This is a genomic window from Mycobacterium shunyiense (genome assembly GCF_058270035.1).
In genome coordinates this window covers 277,037-292,780 of sequence record NZ_JBZDPT010000022.1, presented here as the reverse complement: position 1 = coordinate 292,780, position 15,744 = coordinate 277,037, and the positions used below count along the sequence as shown (strand labels likewise).

Annotated in this window: 19 protein-coding genes and 1 tRNA gene; 11 read left to right on the top strand and 9 right to left on the bottom strand. The window is 66.1% G+C overall.

Features of this window, described 5'->3' with window-relative positions; translation table 11 throughout:
- Positions 1 to 45: 45 nt before the first annotated feature.
- Positions 46 to 1,443 (top strand): MocR-like pyridoxine biosynthesis transcription factor PdxR, encoded by a 1,398-nt coding sequence (gene pdxR / locus AC4ELS_RS16495; RefSeq protein ID WP_499048175.1) that lies wholly within the window; start codon positions 46 to 48, stop codon positions 1,441 to 1,443.
- Positions 1,444 to 1,456: 13 nt separating this feature from the next.
- On the opposite strand, the gene AC4ELS_RS16490 is transcribed toward pdxR, so the two are convergent.
- From AC4ELS_RS16490 to bsh, 4 genes are all read right to left on the bottom strand, one after another.
- Positions 1,457 to 1,606 (bottom strand): hypothetical protein, encoded by a 150-nt coding sequence (locus AC4ELS_RS16490; protein WP_499048173.1) that lies wholly within the window; start codon positions 1,604 to 1,606, stop codon positions 1,457 to 1,459.
- A gap of 58 nt (positions 1,607 to 1,664) precedes the next feature.
- On the bottom strand, positions 1,665 to 2,390 hold the full coding sequence (locus tag AC4ELS_RS16485) for a cutinase family protein (protein WP_055118496.1): 726 nt from the start codon (positions 2,388 to 2,390) through the stop codon (positions 1,665 to 1,667).
- A 140-nt stretch (positions 2,391 to 2,530) separates the two neighbouring features.
- Complete coding sequence (locus AC4ELS_RS16480) at positions 2,531 to 3,448, bottom strand: acyl-ACP desaturase (protein WP_055118498.1); 918 nt, start codon at positions 3,446 to 3,448, stop codon at positions 2,531 to 2,533.
- A 115-nt stretch (positions 3,449 to 3,563) separates the two neighbouring features.
- Positions 3,564 to 4,589: a bile salt hydrolase gene (gene bsh / locus AC4ELS_RS16475; protein ID WP_064885873.1), complete on the bottom strand. Its 1,026-nt coding sequence runs from the start codon at positions 4,587 to 4,589 to the stop codon at positions 3,564 to 3,566.
- An 89-nt stretch (positions 4,590 to 4,678) separates the two neighbouring features.
- On the opposite strand from bsh, the gene AC4ELS_RS16470 reads away from it, so the two are divergent.
- From AC4ELS_RS16470 to AC4ELS_RS16455, 4 genes are all read left to right on the top strand, one after another.
- Positions 4,679 to 4,954, top strand: coding sequence for a hypothetical protein (locus tag AC4ELS_RS16470; RefSeq protein ID WP_064885875.1), 276 nt, complete (start codon positions 4,679 to 4,681; stop codon positions 4,952 to 4,954).
- Positions 4,955 to 5,020: 66 nt separating this feature from the next.
- The gene (locus AC4ELS_RS16465; protein WP_499048172.1) at positions 5,021 to 5,329 is read left to right on the top strand and encodes a hypothetical protein; all 309 of its coding nucleotides are present in this window, start codon (positions 5,021 to 5,023) and stop codon (positions 5,327 to 5,329) included.
- Positions 5,330 to 5,475: 146 nt separating this feature from the next.
- Positions 5,476 to 6,267, top strand: coding sequence for a hypothetical protein (locus tag AC4ELS_RS16460; RefSeq protein WP_498883710.1), 792 nt, complete (start codon positions 5,476 to 5,478; stop codon positions 6,265 to 6,267).
- A gap of 96 nt (positions 6,268 to 6,363) precedes the next feature.
- A complete protein-coding gene (locus tag AC4ELS_RS16455) occupies positions 6,364 to 6,885 on the top strand; it encodes a DUF1990 domain-containing protein (protein ID WP_448446201.1) in 522 nt (173 codons plus the stop codon).
- Between the two features lie 44 nt (positions 6,886 to 6,929).
- On the opposite strand, the gene AC4ELS_RS16450 is transcribed toward AC4ELS_RS16455, so the two are convergent.
- A tRNA-Ser gene (locus AC4ELS_RS16450) sits at positions 6,930 to 7,019 on the bottom strand.
- 19 nt (positions 7,020 to 7,038) lie between these two features.
- Complete coding sequence (locus AC4ELS_RS16445; RefSeq protein WP_055118620.1) at positions 7,039 to 7,551, bottom strand: MarR family winged helix-turn-helix transcriptional regulator; 513 nt, start codon at positions 7,549 to 7,551, stop codon at positions 7,039 to 7,041.
- Between the two features lie 67 nt (positions 7,552 to 7,618).
- Here AC4ELS_RS16445 and AC4ELS_RS16440 point away from each other — a divergent pair, with 67 nt between their 5' ends.
- Positions 7,619 to 8,596, top strand: a complete 978-nt coding sequence (locus tag AC4ELS_RS16440) for an NAD(P)H-quinone oxidoreductase (protein ID WP_499048171.1) — start codon at positions 7,619 to 7,621, stop codon at positions 8,594 to 8,596.
- A 5-nt stretch (positions 8,597 to 8,601) separates the two neighbouring features.
- Here AC4ELS_RS16440 and AC4ELS_RS16435 read toward each other — a convergent pair whose 3' ends face one another.
- On the bottom strand, positions 8,602 to 9,798 hold the full coding sequence (locus tag AC4ELS_RS16435; RefSeq protein ID WP_064885881.1) for a cysteine desulfurase-like protein: 1,197 nt from the start codon (positions 9,796 to 9,798) through the stop codon (positions 8,602 to 8,604).
- A gap of 125 nt (positions 9,799 to 9,923) precedes the next feature.
- On the opposite strand from AC4ELS_RS16435, the gene AC4ELS_RS16430 reads away from it, so the two are divergent.
- From AC4ELS_RS16430 to wzm, 5 genes are read left to right on the top strand one after another with little or no spacing between them, the layout of a single operon-like run.
- Positions 9,924 to 11,882, top strand: a complete 1,959-nt coding sequence (locus AC4ELS_RS16430; RefSeq protein WP_448446197.1) for a DUF6541 family protein — start codon at positions 9,924 to 9,926, stop codon at positions 11,880 to 11,882.
- A gap of 23 nt (positions 11,883 to 11,905) precedes the next feature.
- Positions 11,906 to 12,421 (top strand): bacterial proteasome activator family protein, encoded by a 516-nt coding sequence (locus AC4ELS_RS16425; protein WP_064885884.1) that lies wholly within the window; start codon positions 11,906 to 11,908, stop codon positions 12,419 to 12,421.
- Positions 12,422 to 12,427: 6 nt separating this feature from the next.
- On the top strand, positions 12,428 to 13,225 hold the full coding sequence (gene wzt / locus AC4ELS_RS16420) for a galactan export ABC transporter ATP-binding subunit Wzt/RfbE (protein WP_055118629.1): 798 nt from the start codon (positions 12,428 to 12,430) through the stop codon (positions 13,223 to 13,225).
- A complete protein-coding gene (glfT1, locus tag AC4ELS_RS16415) occupies positions 13,185 to 14,141 on the top strand; it encodes a galactofuranosyltransferase GlfT1 (protein WP_064885909.1) in 957 nt (318 codons plus the stop codon). Before wzt ends, glfT1 begins: the two co-directional genes overlap by 41 nt.
- Positions 14,138 to 14,968, top strand: coding sequence for a galactan export ABC transporter permease subunit Wzm/RfbD (wzm, locus tag AC4ELS_RS16410; protein WP_064885886.1), 831 nt, complete (start codon positions 14,138 to 14,140; stop codon positions 14,966 to 14,968). The genes glfT1 and wzm overlap by 4 nt, the downstream gene beginning before the upstream one ends.
- 4 nt (positions 14,969 to 14,972) lie before the next feature.
- Here the strand turns inward: wzm and AC4ELS_RS16405 are convergent, their stop codons facing one another.
- Positions 14,973 to 15,392, bottom strand: a complete 420-nt coding sequence (locus tag AC4ELS_RS16405) for a pyridoxamine 5'-phosphate oxidase family protein (RefSeq protein ID WP_064957340.1) — start codon at positions 15,390 to 15,392, stop codon at positions 14,973 to 14,975.
- A 100-nt stretch (positions 15,393 to 15,492) separates the two neighbouring features.
- Positions 15,493 to 15,744, bottom strand: a 252-nt coding sequence (locus AC4ELS_RS16400) for an MspA family porin (RefSeq protein WP_499048170.1), incomplete at its 5' end; no start/stop codon positions are given.

Genomic DNA, 15,744 nt, shown 5'->3' with positions numbered 1-15,744 from the left:
TCATCACGCTAACGCTGCAGTGGTCTCCGAGTAGGCTCCAATTCCATGGCAGATTCGGGTACCAGTTCGGGTCCGGAGCTGTTGGTCGAACTCGACCGGGGCAGCAAGGCGCCGCTGCATCGTCAACTCGCCGACGGACTGCGCGATGCCATCCGTTCCGGTCGGCTGGCTCCGGCGTCCCGGATGCCGTCCACCCGTGTCCTGTCCGCCGACCTCGGAGTGTCGAGACGGCTCGTGGTCGAGGCCTACGGGCAACTGACGGCAGAGGGATTCCTGCACAGCAGCCAGGGCGGCAGCACCCGGGTCGCGGCCGTCGACGCCGCCCCCTCCGGCAGCTTCGGTCCTGACCGCGTTCGCCCCCGCTTCGACATCGACTTCGCGCCAGGCTCACCGGATCTCGCCAGCTTCCCGCGTCAGGCCTGGCTACGGGCCATGCGCCAGGGCCTGGCCGAGATCGAATCCAGCGCATTCGGCTACGTGGCGCCCCACGGGCTGCCGGCCGCCCGGAGCGCGGTGGCCGACTACCTGCGCCGTACCCGCGGCGTGGTCGCCGATCCACGCCGCATCGTGTTGTGCTCGGGCGCAACCCAAGCCGTCGCGCTGCTGGCCCGATGCCTCGACGGGCCGATCGCGGCAGAGAATCCCGGATTCTGGTTGCACCGGATGATCCTGCGCCACAACGGTGTCGAGCCGGTCCCGATCCCGGTGGACGACAACGGTATCGACGTCGCCGCACTGGCCGCCGGCAATGCCACGGCGGTGCTGACCACTCCGGCCCACCAATCGCCGACAGGGGTGGTGCTCTCGGCCGTCCGGCGCACCGCACTTCTCGAATGGGCCCAGCCCGGGCGGTTGATCATCGAAGACGACTACGACGCCGAGTACCGCTACGACCGGGCGCCGGTGGGCGCTCTGCAGGGAGTCGCGCCGGACCGGGTGGTGTACCTCGGCTCGACCAGTAAGACCTTGGCCCCGGGGCTGCGCATCGGCTGGATGGTGTTGCCCGCCCACCTGATCGAGCGGGTCAGAACCGCCAAAAGCCTTGCCGACACCGGGAGCTCGGTGATGGATCAGATCGCGTTCGCCCAGTTCCTGACCTCCGGTGGCTACGACCGTCACCTACGGCAGATGCGCCGACGCTATCCGGCCCGCCGCGCCGCGCTGCTGACAGCGTTGTCGCGGCACCTACCCCAGGCCGAGGTTCTCGGCGCGGCCGCAGGCGTGCACCTGACCGTGCGATTTCCGGAAGGATTCCCGCTCGAGGAGCTGACCCGACGCGCCGCCGAGTCACGTATCCGACTGGAGCCGTTGGGGCCCTGTTACGCCGATCCGGCGACCGCGCCCCCCGGGCTGATCCTCGGGTATGCCAACCTGACCGAGGACCAGATCGCGACCGGTGTGGAAATGCTGGGTCAGGCCGCACGCCAATCGGGCGCGGCCTGACCGTGACGCCGTGTCAGCCTGCTTCTTTGGCCGACTTCCGCTCTGCCATCTTGTACTTCACGAGAGCGACCAGCGCATTGGGATTGCGCGCGAACGCGCCTGCGGCCTGAAGATACAGCTTGGCCTTCTGGCCCGCCGTCAACTGTGGCTCTTGATCCGTCACTGACTCTCCCCTATCCGAGAACGTGCCCGAACAGTAGCGTGTGTCAGCTTCGGAGCTCCTACCGCCCGGCAGCCTGGTCGACACTGCGGTCGGCAGGCTTGACACCCAGCTTGCCGGCCACATAGTCGGCAGCCTGGTCCGTCAAGCCGTTCGCCGCGTACAGGTTGTGCGCATTGCTGTCACCACCGGTCGGCGAGCACACCGGGTCCTCCGGGATACACAGATCATCGGTCTTCCCGGCGTACCGGGGGCCAACCGTGATCGGCGGTGCGCCGGTGTAGATCATCTGGAGGAAGCCGCTCGACGGCTTGCCGAACAACGCCACCGCGGCGACATGATCGGCCACCTCCGCGGGCAACGGGCCACTGATGCTCGGCGGCAACACGAACCCCTGCGGCACCGCATCCTCGGTGAGGTAAGCGGCCACCGCAGCACCCTGGGAGAAACCGCCCAGCACGATCTTGGTGTCGGGGCAGGCCGCCACCGTTGCCCTGACCTTGTTGCTCGCGTCGGCGACACCGTCGGCTGCAGTCGCAAAGTCAAGTGAGGCAGGGTAATTCACCGCGTAGACGTCGACGGACTTCCCGCCGGTCCTGGCCTGCAGCGCGTTGACGAACGCGTCCCCGACACCACCCACGCCCGGCGGCTCGAACGTGCCCCGCGCGAATACCACCTGCACGTCCGCACACGAATCCGCAGAAGCCTGCCCGGCAGCGGCGATGCACCCACCCGCCACGAACGCCGACGATGCCACTGCCGCCAACCAACGACCAATCCGGTTCATTTCTCGACCCCACTCGTTCCGACCCGCGACAACTTTTCGCACCAACTACTCCTCGATACCCAAGATCAAGGCGGAGTGAATCTCCCCGAAGGTGTGATGTGCGACACGTTTAGTGCGGCGCGGTGGCGGCCTTCAGGTTGCTAGGAAGCCGCGCCAACGCGCTGGCGCTCGCGTTTCTCCTCGTAGAACCGGGCGCGCTCGTCGACCGCATCGAGGAACTGGGCTAGCTCCTCGCGGGCCTTCTCACCTTCCGGCCCGAAATCGGTTCGGTCGAAAATCCGCCAGAAGCGCAACACCGGCTGCACCACGTCGTCGTGATGGACGCGCAGATCGTAGATGCCGGCCTTGGCGATGGTGATCGCATTCTGCGCGAAGTCGGCCATCCCCAGACCCGGCATCGCGAAGTTCACCACCTCGTCACGGATGGCGATCATCGAGGCGTCAGGCGCGATGTCCAGCGCCGCCGCCATGAGATTGCGGTAGAAGACCATGTGCAGGTTCTCGTCGGCGGCTATCCGGGCGAGCAACTGATCGGCAATGAGGCAACCGGATGCCCGCCCGGTGTTGCGGTGCGACACCCGCGTCGCCAGCTCCTGGAACGACACATAGGCCATCGCCGCAAGCGGCGTCTTGTCGCCAGAGTCGTACCCTGCCACCGTATGGGCCATGCGAAGACGTTCCAGGGCAACGGGATCCACACCGCGCGTGACGACGAGGTAGTCGCGCAGGGCGATGCTGTGGCGCCCCTCTTCGGCGGTCCACTGCCCGACCCAGGTGCCCCACGCGCCGTCGCGGGAGAAGCGCGTGGCGATCTCACGGTGGTAGGACGGCAGGTTGTCCTCGGTCAGCAGATTCACCGTCATGGCCACTTTGGCGACGTGATCCAGCGGCGAATCCTCGGGTTGCCAGTCTTCCCCGTCCAGAAAGGCGAAGTCGCGCCCCCGACTCCACGGGACGTAGTCGTGCGGGAACCATTCCCGCGCCATCGAGAGATGGCGGTCGAGATTGCTCGCGACAACCGGTTCCAGTTCGTGGAGCACTCCGCTCTGGGCGTCCATTCCAGTCCTCCCAAGGTGTTGGCGACACAGCGGCGTCAACGCGCCATTCCGTAACCTACGGTAGCGTAGGTTACGGGACCGTAGGTTATTTTTGGATGAACGGTTCAGAGGTGGCTCACTTCGCCCCGGCCGCACCTTCCTCCAGCTCGCGGAGCATCGCCAGCGACAAGAAGGTCATGGCACCTTTGTCCTCGAATTTGTGGGCCACGTTGCCGGCGATGCCGCCTTGCACGGCGAGCTCACCGATCAGGTCGAGTTTGAGCTGCGGACCGCCCTCCGAGAAGTCGAGATCCGCCAGATCCACCCACACGATGTTCGGACGGGTGGTGGACTCGTAGACGTACCGCTTGTTGGTGAGATCCAGGACCACCTGCCAGATGGTCTGCGAGGCATCGGGCTTGCCCGGATCCGGGATGCGGAACGGCTGCGCGGCGTTACGGATCACCGAGAACATGCCGGCGATGGCCTCCACCTGGCCGGCCGGTTTGGGCAGTCGGCCGGCGTAGTAACTGGCCCGGGCGAAGCGGTCGCTGGCCAGGGTGGAGCCCGGGATCGGCTGATCGCCACCCAGACCGGTGAAGGACTTCACCAGTTCCAGCTGCTGATCGAACGTCGGCGAATTGGTCATCACCTTGTAGTCCTTCGAGTGGTACACCCGGGCCTTGCCGTCGACGTACTCGATGATCGCCGAATCCCCGGTCGCATCGTCGAGCGCCAAGTGCAATCCGGGGCGGACCCCGCCGGTCGGATCGTCCATCTGTACGACCTGGACATCGGTCTCCGCGATCCACGCGGTCGCCTCCGCCACCGTCGCGAAGTTGTCCAGGAAATACTGCAGCCAGATGCCCTGGCCGAGTTGGGTGCGCGAATCGTCAGGCTCACCGTAGGTCGACTCCGCCAGCCACAGGATGTGTCCGGCCAGGCCCGCCTCGTTCATGCCGTCGACAGAGGTGATGTCGAAGGCCGTGGCGACCACGCTGCCGTACTTCGAGGTCCAGGTGAGCTTGCCCGAAACCCCGTCATCCCGTTTGACGCCGCGGGGTTGCTTCCACAGATTGGTCATCAGGTCCTTGTGGAAGTCCATGTTCCTGCCGACCAGAACCGCATCGCCTGCTTCGGGCCACATGACTCTTGTGCACATGCGAGCGAGCCTAGTGTCGGCACACGTAGGTGTACGGCGAACCCGCGGAACACATCTCATCGCGCAGTTAACCGCTATCGTTTCAAGGCATGGCGTCGACGACGTTGTTCAAGTTGCCTTCTTCGCTCCCGGCAACTCTGTGTACGGTCCTCGCGGCAACGGTGCTCGCCGCCGCGACCGCGCTGTCGGGCGCCGTGAGCGCCATGGCCGATCCGATGACCGTGTGCCCGCCGAACCAACCGTCCTACTGGAATGGGCAGCCGTGCTTTCCGCAGCCGTGCGTGCCGCCGTACGCGCCGGGCATCCCGCCGTGCTTCATGCCGCCGCCACAGATCGGCCCGAACGGATTGCCGGTATTCGGTTGAGCCCCAAGAAGTTGATCGCGTAGTTCTACTGATCCGGTCGTCCACTCCGTGACCCACGATGGCGTCATGAATCACGAACCGAGTCGCCGCGGGCCGCTGTCGTTCATCGGCATCGCTGCGATGGTTGTCGCGGATCTACTGGTGTTCGCGGTGCTCTCCGACACGGACATGGCATCCAGATTCGAGAATGGCGTCGCGCCACCAGGGACCGACGTGTTGGGTAACCGCATCGCCGCAGTGAGTGGCGTCGTGGCCGGAGGGTGCGCATGGGTGGCAGTTGTCGCGGGTCGCATGGTCGTCCCAATAGTGTTGGTACTCATGGCCTCTGCGCCGCTGGCGCTTCTGTCGCTCGTCACGCTGCAACTTGCGTTCTGATCGACCTTCGTCGGCCGTGCAGACCTACCCAGCACCTCGTGTTCGTTCGCTGCTCGCGCGCTGCGATCAGGGCCGGCACCTTCATCGGGAGACACCCGCTGCAATGCGCCGCGACTGGCCGCAGCCGACCGATAGGATTCACCTTCATGTTGCCGGCAAGACTGGTCACGGCTGCCGCAGTAGCCGCTGTCACCCTCACAGGTTGCGGGCCGACCACCGCACCGTCGCCACCAGCCGTCCCGACAAGTGCGACAACCTCTGCGGCACCGGCCAGTACGACGCCATCGAGCACGAAGCACGAACCGTCCGCCGCAACCTCGGCCCCACCACTGGCCACCGATGCGCACGGTTACACGGTCACGTCGATCACGGAGCCAGGCTCGCAACCGGACAAGTCGGTGACCATCCCTCAGCTGTCCGGCGGCGACCCGGCCGTCACTGCGCGCTTCAACGCTGCCATGCAGGCCTCGCGGGCCGGGATGCCCGCACAGTCCGCCGACATGAGCGTGGACGACGGGGAGCTGCCCGGCGGGTTCGGCAGCGGCGTGACCAGGATCGGGTCCGGCGTCGTCGCCGGGCGCATCGTCCTGCTCTGGTACGGCAAAGGCGCCGCGCACCCCAACCAGAGTCTGGGCACCGTCGTGATCGCGACCCACACCGCGACGCCGGTCACCGTCGATGACCTTTACCAGGATCGCCCCGCCGCGCAGGCCCGGCTGCGGACGCTCCTGCCGCAGCTGGACACCAGCGGGCGGCTCAACGAGAGCTCGGTCTCGGGCGAGGACATCGACGCCAACTGGTTGCCCACGTCGAGCGGGCTCGAGGTCTACGTGTCAGTGGCCCACGTGATGGGTGACTACGTAGTCGTGACCGTGCCTTGGGACCAGATCGCAGATCAGCTGCGGCCGGGGATGCTCGATGTGCTGCGGGCGGACTGAGGGCAGCCCCACTCAACGTCTCCGGCATCGAACTTGACTACACCCCAAGCTCATTGAAGCCCGTGGATGCCATCCTCGAGCCGTACCCTTGTTCCCATGCCGACATTTCCGGCGGAACTGACCTATGCCGGTGCAAGCCTCACCGAACCCGGCCGCGATGTCTGGACGGCCAATCCACCGACCTTCCGCCGCTTCGAGCACACGATCGTCGTCGGCCACGGGAATGCTGTGTGGATCTTCGCGGCGGCCGAGGTGATGCAGTGGGGCATCAAGCGGCGCAGCGGCTTCGATGTCGCACCGAACAGTGTTGCCGTTGAAGGTTCCGACTTCTGCATCACGGCAAGGTGGGGACCTGTCGTCGTACGGGAGCCGGTACGGGTCGTCGCTGTCGTCGACGACGACGATCGTTGCGGTTTCGCGTACGGCACGCGACTCGGACACCCGGTCTGTGGCGAAGAGGCATTCATCGTGCACCGAAATGCCGTCGGCACAGTATTTCTGACACTGCGCTCCCTGACGCGGCCTGCACCCGAGTGGCCCTGGCGGCCGCTGTTTCCCGCGTTGCTGATCGCGCAACGCTTCTTTCGCCGCCGCTATCTGCGGGCACTTGCTGTCTGAGCGATCGACTCATCGCCTGACGGCCGGCGGGCTCACACGCCTTATGGCGGTGGCGGAGGGATTTGAACCCCCGGACGGTGTTAGCCGTCTCTCGCTTTCAAGGCGAGTGCATTAGGCCGCTCTGCCACGCCACCGCCGACAAGAGTACGGGCTTCACACCCGGCCGATGTGCGCGGGCGGCGATCCGTTCTTCAGCGCGACGCTGATGCGGCGACAGTTCTCCCCCATTGCCGCGATCTGTGGACGCGAAAGCCTGCCGAGGAAGTGCGAGCGGACGCCCTGCCCGTAGGTCACCATCGCCTCGCGGACGGCGACCCTGCCTTCTTCGGTGATCGTGGCGACCACGCCGCGCCCGTCGTCCGGACTGGCACACCTGGTCACCAGGTTCTGAACTTCCAGCCGTCGGATCTGCCGGGTTACCCGGCTGGGCAGAGACATCAGCCGCTCGGCCAAGTCACCCATCCGCGCCGACCCGGTCGACGACTTGTCCAAGATATCGAGCAGGCGCACATCATTCAGCGTCAGATGATGCGCATCTACCAACGACCGGTTCAAGGTCGCATACATTCGCAACGCCGAGTCGAGGTAGTTCTGCCATGACCTCTGCTCGGCGATGTCCAGGCCCGGCATGTCACCCGCCGTGCGCCCCGCAATCATCCCCGCCATGGGCGCAATCGTAAGGGACGTCAGTATTGCTGCGCTTGGGAAACAGAAGGCTTGTAGCGTGGAAAAAATGCATGCAATTGTCGCTTCCGTCGATGGCCATCTGACCTGGGAAAACGTCGCTGATATCACACCAGCAAACGACGAGATTCTGATCCGGGTTCACGCCGCGGGCGTCAATCGGGCCGACTTGCTGCAAGCGGCGGGCAAGTATCCGCCCCCGCCAGGCGCCAGCGAGGTCATCGGACTGGAGGTGTCGGGCACCGTCGCAGAGCTCGGCGCGAATGTTACCGACTGGTCAGTTGGGCAACCCGTATGTGCATTGCTCGCCGGCGGCGGCTACGCGGAATTTGTCGTCGTACCCGCCGCCCAGGTGCTGCCATTGCCTGATGGCGTTGCCCTGAGCGAGGCCGCAGGCCTACCCGAAGTGGCCTCCACAGTGTGGTCGAACGTCGTGATGACGGCAGGTCTGCAGGCCGGCCAGCTCGTCCTGTTCCACGGCGGCGCCAGCGGCATCGGCACCCACGGCACCCAGGTGGCCCACGCACTCGGCGCGCGGGTCGCCGTAACTGCAGGGTCGGCGGACAAGCTCGCCCTGTGCCGCGAGCTCGGCGCCGACATCACCATCAACTACCGGGACGAGGACTTCGTCGAAAGGGTGCGGGCCGAGACCGGGGGCTCCGGGGCAGACGTGATCCTCGACATCATGGGCGCCGCCTACCTCGACCGCAACGTCGACGCACTGGCCACCGGCGGCCGGCTGGTGATCATCGGCATGCAGGGCGGCATCAAGGCCGAGCTGAACATCGCCAAGCTGCTCGGTAAGCGCGCTGGCGTCATCGCCACCTCGCTGCGTCCCCGGCCCGTCGACGGACCCGGCGGCAAGAGCGAGATCGTGCGGGCGGTCCTCGACAACGTGTGGCCGATGATCGCCGACGGGCGGGTGCGGCCGATCATCGGTGCCGAACTGCCCATCCAGCAGGCTCAGCAGGCCCACGAACTGCTCGCCTCCGGCGAGGTGTCGGGAAAGATCGTCCTGACCGTCTAGCGCGATCAGCCCAGCGAGGCCAGTGCCCGCACGAGCTGATCGACCTCGGCGCCCGTCGAGTAGTGCGACAACCCCACGGTCACCGCGCCACCGATGTCGTTCACCCCGATCACGTCCAGCACGCGGGAGCTGGCATTCGAGATCGCCAGGATGCCGTTGTCTGCCAGCCGTTGCACCACCCGCTCGGCCGGCACGTCCCGCACCACGAAGCTGAGCACCGGAATCTGCGACTCCGGCCTGCCGATCACCATCACCAACGGCAAGGAGCGCAGCGAGGCCACCAGGTACTCGAACAGGCGGTCCAGATACGCCCCCGCCGACTGCATCGACACGGCCAGCCGTTCGCGCCGCGAGCCGCTGGCCGTGTCATCGAGGTTCGACAGGTACTCGATGCTGGCCACCACGCCACCGAGGAAGCCGTACTGGTGCATGCCCACCTCGAGCCGGGCCGGGCCGGTCGCCTGGGGGTTCAACGACACCGAGGCCAGCGAGTCGATCACCGACGGGTCGCGGAACACCAGGGCACCGATCGGAGGGCCACCCCACGGCACAGCGTTGAGGGCGACGACGTCGGCGTCGATCTCGTTGATGTCGATCAGCCGGTACGGAGCCGCGGCCGAGTGGTCGACGACCACCATTCCGCCGACCTCATGCGTGAGCTTTGTCACCTCGCTCAGATCGGTGACGGTTCCCAGCGTCGACGACGCCGAAGCGATGGCCACCAGACGGGTCGGCTTGTCGATCAGCCCTTCCCACTGCCAGGACGGCAGCTCTCCCGTCTCGATGTCGACCTCGGCCCACTTGACCTTGGCGCCATAGCGATTCGCCGCCCGTAACCAGGGCGCGATGTTCGCCTCGTCGTCCAGGCGGGTGACCACCACCTCGTAGCCGAGGCCGACCCGACTGGAGGAGGCCTCGGCCAGCGAGGTCAGCAGTTGGGCCCGGTCTGCGCCCAGCACCACGCCCCGCGGATCGGCGTTGACCAGGTCGGCGACAGCCTGACGGGCAGCGGTGAGGACGGCCGCGCTGCGGCGTGCCGATGGGTGCGGTCCCACTGCCGTGGGCATCGAGCCTCGGAACGCAGTGGACACCGTCGTCGCGACGGAATCGGGCACCAGCATGCCGTTCTGGGCATCGAAGTGGACCCACCCATCGCCCAATGACGGGTGCAAGCCACGCACCCGGGCGACGTCGTATGCCATGCCAGCCACCTTAGAGCGTCCGCAAATATCACAAACCGACACGATTTGGTGAGCGCCCGACCGCACGTTTGCACTTGAAGAGACCGTGCTCGGACCGGGTCGCCCTGGGCAGCCATACTAGTCCAGTGGGCTTCGGGTTCGGAGTGCTAATCGCACTGTTGTTGCTGGTAATACCCGGGGCGCTGATAGCCAGGGCGGGTGGACTCACCGTGTCGACGGCGGTCGCAGTGGGTCCAGCCTTGACCTACGGCACTGTCGCGTTGACGATCGTTCCACTCGGGGCCGTCGGCGTCCCGTGGAATGCATGGTCAGCATTGTTTGCTGTAGCCATCGTTGCCGCCCTGGCGGCCGGGTTGCGGAGGCTGCTTGTCCGCTACCGGGACCGCGACGCCGAGGCGTCGGGCATCGCCATCAAGCCGGCATTGGTGGTTGCGGCGGGGGTGGTGCTGGGCGCCGTCCTGATCGCCGCCGCCGCTTTCGCCGGGCTCCCGCACTGGCAATCCATTCCCAGCACCTGGGACTCGGTGTGGCACGCCAACACCATCCGGTGGATCCTCGACACCGGCCAGGCTTCTCCGACCCACATGGGTGAACTGCGCAACGTCGAGACCCACGAGGCGCTCTACTACCCGTCGGCCTTCCATGCTCTTGCGGCCGTCTACTGCCAGCTCACCGGTGCCGCCGCGACCACCGCGTACACCGTGAGTTCGGTCGTCGCGGCAGTATGGCTGTTCCCGGTGAGCGCGGCAGTCCTGGCGTGGAAGATGGTTCGCCCGCACACCTGTCAGATGCGCACCGCCGTGGTTGCGGGCACCGCGGCAGCACTCGCCGCATCGTTCACCGCCGTGCCCTACGTCGAGTTCGATGTGGCGGCAATGCCCAACCTGGTGGCCTACGGCCTCGCGGTACCGGTGTTCGCCCTCATCGCCTCGACCCCGGCCCATCGCGACCGCATCGGGCTGGCCGCACTCGCCACGGTCGGCGTCTTCTCCGTGCACCTCACGGGTGGCGTGGTGACGGCGCTGCTGGTGGGCGTCTGGTGGCTGGGGCATGCACTGTGGCAGCCGGTGCGCGGCCGGCTCTCCGACTTCCTGACGCTGGCCGCCGTCGCGGTACCGGCCCTGGTGATCCTGCTGCCCCAATTTCTCGCGGTCCTTCAGCAAGCCGACATCATCGTCGGCCACGCCTTCGTCAACCACCTCGGCAAGAAGCACTCGCTGTTCGCGGCCGTCGTCCAGCACACCCGCCACCTCAACGACTTCCCGATCCAGAACGCCCTCATCGCTCTGGCCGCCATCGGCGGAGTGGTCATGCTGGTCAAGAAGATCTGGTGGCCGCTGGCGGTGTGGCTGATCCTCATCGCGTCGATCGTGCATTCCGGCGCACCGTTCGGCGGGCCGGTGGGCGCCATCACCGGAAAGTTCAGCGACCTGTTCTACAGCGATCCGCGCCGGTTGTCGGCAGTGGTCACCCTTCTGTACGCGCCGATGGCGGCGATCGGTCTGGGCGCACTGGTCCTGCTGGGCGCCGCTGCGCTGCGCCGGGCCGGCGCCCGACCGACCTGGATCCACGCGGCGGCCGCCGTCGCACTGGTCGCCACCACAGTGGGCCTGGCCTGGCACTACTTCCCCCGGCACAAGTACCTGTTCGGACAGAAGTACGACTCGGTGATGATCGGCGCCAAGGACCTCGAGGCCTTCGCCTACCTGGCTGAACTGCCGGATGCCCGCACCACGTTGATCGGCGACGCCAACACCGACGGCACCGCCTGGATGTACGCGGTTTCGGGGCTACACCCGCTGTGGACGCACTACGACTATCCGATGCAGCAAGGCCCGGGGTATCACCGGTTTATTTTCTGGGCATACGCAGATGATGCCGACACCGATCCCCGCGTTGCCGAGGCCGTCGAGGCGCTCAACATCCGCTACGTGCTCACCAGCACACCGGTGGTCCGCGGGTTCGTGATGCCCGACGGACTAGTGTCGCTAGACAGCTCACGGTCGTGGGAGAAGATCTACGACAACGGTGAGGACCGCATCTACCGCTGGCACGGAGAGAACGCGGCGAAGAAGACGAACTGACACGACCGATCCAAGGGAAGGCCATGACCATCAACCCCGACGATGACAACATCGAGATCCTCGCCAGCACGGCCGATGAGACCGATGCCGAAGCTGACGGCAAGTCGCTGACAGACCTCGTCGAGCAGCCGGCCAAGGTCATGCGTATCGGCACCATGATCAAGCAGCTCCTCGAAGAGGTGCGCGCCGCTCCGCTCGACGACGCCAGCCGCAACCGGCTGCGCGACATCCACCGCACCAGCATCCGCGAGCTCGAGGACGGTCTGGCCCCCGAACTGCGGGAAGAACTCGAGCGGCTGACGCTGCCCTTCACCGAGGACAGCATTCCGTCCGACGCCGAACTCCGCATCGCGCAGGCACAGCTGGTCGGCTGGCTGGAAGGCCTGTTCCACGGCATCCAGACGGCGTTGTTCGCCCAGCAGATGGCGGCCCGCGCGCAGCTCGAGCAGATGCGCCAGGGCGCCCTTCCGCCAGGACTGCAGGTCCCGGGCGGGCAGCGCGGCGGCCCGTCGCACCCCGGCACCGGTCAGTACCTGTAGGTCGCGTTGTCTGATCCGTTTATCTCGACGCGCGAAGCATGGGTGGAGTTCCCCATCTTCGATGCCAAGACCCGCTCGCTGAAGAAGGCGTTCCTCGGCAAGGCCGGCGGCGCCATCGGACGCAACGAGTCCAACGTCGTCGTCATCGAAGCACTGCGCGACATCACGATGTCGCTGAAAATGGGCGACCGGGTCGGTCTGGTCGGCCACAACGGTGCGGGCAAATCCACACTCCTGCGGCTACTTTCGGGTATCTACGAGCCGACGCGAGGCTCGGCCACGGTGAGTGGGCGGGTGGCTCCGGTCTTCGACCTCGGTGTCGGGATGGACCCTGAGATCTCGGGTTTCGAGAACATCATCATCCGTGGACTGTTTCTCGGACAGACCCGCAAGCAGATGCTTGCCAAGGTCGACGAGATCGCCGAGTTCACCGAACTGGGCGAGTACCTGTCGATGCCGTTGCGGACCTACTCGACCGGTATGCGGGTGCGCCTCGCGATGGGCGTGGTCACCAGCATCGACCCCGAGATCCTGCTGCTCGACGAAGGCATCGGCGCGGTCGACGCGGAGTTCCTGAAGAAGGCGCAGTCACGTCTGCAGAGCCTGGTGGAACGGTCCGGGATCCTGGTGTTCGCAAGCCATTCCAACGAGTTTCTGGCCCGCCTGTGCAAGACCGCGATGTGGATCGACCACGGCACCATCCGGATGACCGGCGGCATCGAAGAGGTTGTCGGTGCCTACGAGGGTCCGGATGCGGCCCGGCATGTGCGTGAGGTGTTGGAGGAAACGGCCCGTGGAGCCTGAATCCGTCGTCGCGGTGATCGTGACGCACCGGCGTCGGGAACTGCTCACCAAATCCCTTGCCGCGGTGGTCACCCAGGACCGCAAACCCGATCACCTGATCGTGGTCGACAATGACAACGACGAGGATGTACGCGAGCTGGTCCTGAGCCAGCCGGTACCCGCGACGTATCTCGGTTCCCGCCGAAACCTCGGCGGCGCAGGAGGTTTCGCGCTGGGCATGCTGCATGCTCTGGCCCAGGGAGCGGACTGGATCTGGCTGGCCGACGACGACGGCCGCCCTGCCGACAACACGGTGCTTTCCACCCTGCTGGCCTGTGCCGAGCAGTACAGCCTGGCCGAGGTCTCGCCCATGGTGTGCAACCTCGACGATCCGGAGCGCCTGGCGTTCCCGCTGCGCCGCGGACTGGTGTGGCGTCGACTGGTCAGCGAGTTGCGCACCGAGGGTGAGGGTGCCCTGCTGCCCGGTATCGCCTCGCTGTTCAACGGTGCCCTGTTCCGGGCCGCCACAGTGGAGTCCGTCGGCGTCCCCGATCTGCGCCTGTTCGTCCGCGGCGACGAGGTCGAGCTGCACCGGCGACTGGTCCGCTCCGGTCTGCCGTTCGGAACCTGTTTGACCGCAAGCTATCTGCACCCATGCGGGACCGATGAGTTCAAGCCGATCCTGGGCGGTCGGATGCACACGCAATACCCGGACGACGAGACGAAGCGGTTCTTCACCTACCGCAACCGGGGCTACCTGCTGTCCCAGCCAGGTTTGCGCAAACTGCTGCCGCAGGAGTGGATGCGGTTCGGCTGGTACTTTCTGGTGTCCCGCCGCGACCCTGCAGGTCTGCGTGAATGGATCCGCCTGCGGCGGTTGGGCAGTAGCGAAAGGTTTTTTCGGGGCGAGCGAAGCGACGGGAGAAGCAACAGATGACGTTCACCGACGCGGCGTCCGACTCCAAGACCATGGCCCGGGCCGTACGCGATCTCTCCGACGGCTTCAGCAAGCGCGAGCTGTGGCTGCACCTCGGCTGGCAGGACATCAAGCAGCGCTACCGGCGCAGTGTGCTCGGTCCGTTCTGGATCACGATCGCCACCGGCACCACCGCGGTGGCGATGGGCCTGCTGTACTCGAAGCTGTTCAAGCTCCCTCTGGAAGAGCACCTGCCCTACGTCACGCTCGGGTTGATCATCTGGAATCTGATCAACGCGTCGATCCTCGAAGGTTCCGAGGTGTTCATCGCCAATGAGGGCCTGATCAAACAACTTCCGACCCCGTTGTCGGTGCACGTCTACCGGTTGGTGTGGCGGCAGCTGATCCTGTTCGGCCACAACATCGTCATCTTCGTGATCATCGCGATCGTCTATCCGAAACCCTGGAAGTGGACCGACCTGGCGGTCATCCCGGCGCTCGGCCTGATCGTGCTGAACTGCGTATGGGTGTCGATCTGCTTCGGCATCCTCGCCACCCGCTACCGCGACATCGGTCCGCTGTTGGCCTCGGTGGTTCAGCTGTTGTTCTTCATGACTCCGATCATCTGGAACGAGTCGACGCTCCAACAGCAGGGCGCCGGATCGTGGGCGAAGATCGTCGAGATCAATCCGCTGCTCCACTACCTGGACATCGTGCGGGCCCCACTGTTGGGCGCCGATCAGGAGGCGCGGCACTGGATTGTGGTCCTGGCTCTGACGGCGATCGGTTGGGGCTTCGCGGCGATCGCCATGCGCCAGTACCGGGCACGCGTGCCGTACTGGGTGTAGACCGCTACATATCCTCCGGTTCGGAGCCGAACACGAACCTGCGTCCGGAGATCTCCTTCGGGTGGATGCGGACGTAGCGACGTTTTGTGGTGGCAATCCAGGAGAGCAGCTGCCCGCTCTCGGCCGCGGCGATCTCGTCCGGCGTCTCAAGAAGCTGCGGTTCGCCCCGCACGATCACGCTCCAGCCCCCGACCACATTGTGCTCGTCGGCTTCGAACAGCACCCGGTCGTTCCACAGGGCGCTGATCAGCTTGGTGCCCTCGGCAGTCCGGAACAACACGGTGCGGCGCTGGACGACGAAGTTGACCGGGAAGATTTCGAGCCGGGTGCCGACCGTCGTGACCAGACGCCCCAGCGTCACGCTCGACAGCAACTGCCAGCACTCGTCTTCCCCGAGCACCGAAACCGGGCTCTGCGGCGTCATGAGGCCACCGTAGCGCCGAAAAGACGATCGGCGCGCCCGGCTCTTCGAAGAAGAAGCGGGACGCGCCGATTGGCGGGATGACTACCGGACGTTCATGTCCTTAATTCATGTTCCAAGGCTCGCCGTAGGTGGTGACGCTGTCACCGGTCGAGGCGATCAGGCGGGCGAACGGACGCAGCAGCACACCACCGGCCGCACCGGTCACGGTGCCGTGCGCGTTGGACACCGCCACCCCGCCGGCCGCGCCCTTGACGTCCACCGAGAAGGTGGCCACTTCCTGGATACCGGGGCCGTTGCCCAGGTCCGCGCTGATCGACACACCCGGGAACAGGTTCGGCGTGATCACCGAGTT

What these genes read in the sequence shown, in the direction of transcription:
- AC4ELS_RS16460 (WP_498883710.1), top strand. Translation starts at nt 5,476, where the DNA reads ATGTTGCCGGCAAGACTGGTCACGGCTGCCGCAGTAGCCGCTGTCACC.
- AC4ELS_RS16485 (WP_055118496.1), bottom strand. Translation starts at nt 2,390, where the DNA reads ATGAACCGGATTGGTCGTTGGTTGGCGGCAGTGGCATCGTCGGCGTTC.
- glfT1 (WP_064885909.1), top strand. Translation starts at nt 13,185, where the DNA reads ATGTGCGTGAGGTGTTGGAGGAAACGGCCCGTGGAGCCTGAATCCGTC.
- AC4ELS_RS16480 (WP_055118498.1), bottom strand. Translation starts at nt 3,448, where the DNA reads ATGGACGCCCAGAGCGGAGTGCTCCACGAACTGGAACCGGTTGTCGCG.
- AC4ELS_RS16470 (WP_064885875.1), top strand. Translation starts at nt 4,679, where the DNA reads ATGGCGTCGACGACGTTGTTCAAGTTGCCTTCTTCGCTCCCGGCAACT.
- AC4ELS_RS16445 (WP_055118620.1), bottom strand. Translation starts at nt 7,551, where the DNA reads ATGGCGGGGATGATTGCGGGGCGCACGGCGGGTGACATGCCGGGCCTG.
- AC4ELS_RS16405 (WP_064957340.1), bottom strand. Translation starts at nt 15,392, where the DNA reads ATGACGCCGCAGAGCCCGGTTTCGGTGCTCGGGGAAGACGAGTGCTGG.
- pdxR (WP_499048175.1), top strand. Translation starts at nt 46, where the DNA reads ATGGCAGATTCGGGTACCAGTTCGGGTCCGGAGCTGTTGGTCGAACTC.
- AC4ELS_RS16425 (WP_064885884.1), top strand. Translation starts at nt 11,906, where the DNA reads ATGACCATCAACCCCGACGATGACAACATCGAGATCCTCGCCAGCACG.
- bsh (WP_064885873.1), bottom strand. Translation starts at nt 4,589, where the DNA reads ATGTGCACAAGAGTCATGTGGCCCGAAGCAGGCGATGCGGTTCTGGTC.
- AC4ELS_RS16465 (WP_499048172.1), top strand. Translation starts at nt 5,021, where the DNA reads ATGAATCACGAACCGAGTCGCCGCGGGCCGCTGTCGTTCATCGGCATC.
- AC4ELS_RS16435 (WP_064885881.1), bottom strand. Translation starts at nt 9,798, where the DNA reads ATGGCATACGACGTCGCCCGGGTGCGTGGCTTGCACCCGTCATTGGGC.
- AC4ELS_RS16440 (WP_499048171.1), top strand. Translation starts at nt 7,619, where the DNA reads ATGCATGCAATTGTCGCTTCCGTCGATGGCCATCTGACCTGGGAAAAC.
- wzm (WP_064885886.1), top strand. Translation starts at nt 14,138, where the DNA reads ATGACGTTCACCGACGCGGCGTCCGACTCCAAGACCATGGCCCGGGCC.
- AC4ELS_RS16455 (WP_448446201.1), top strand. Translation starts at nt 6,364, where the DNA reads ATGCCGACATTTCCGGCGGAACTGACCTATGCCGGTGCAAGCCTCACC.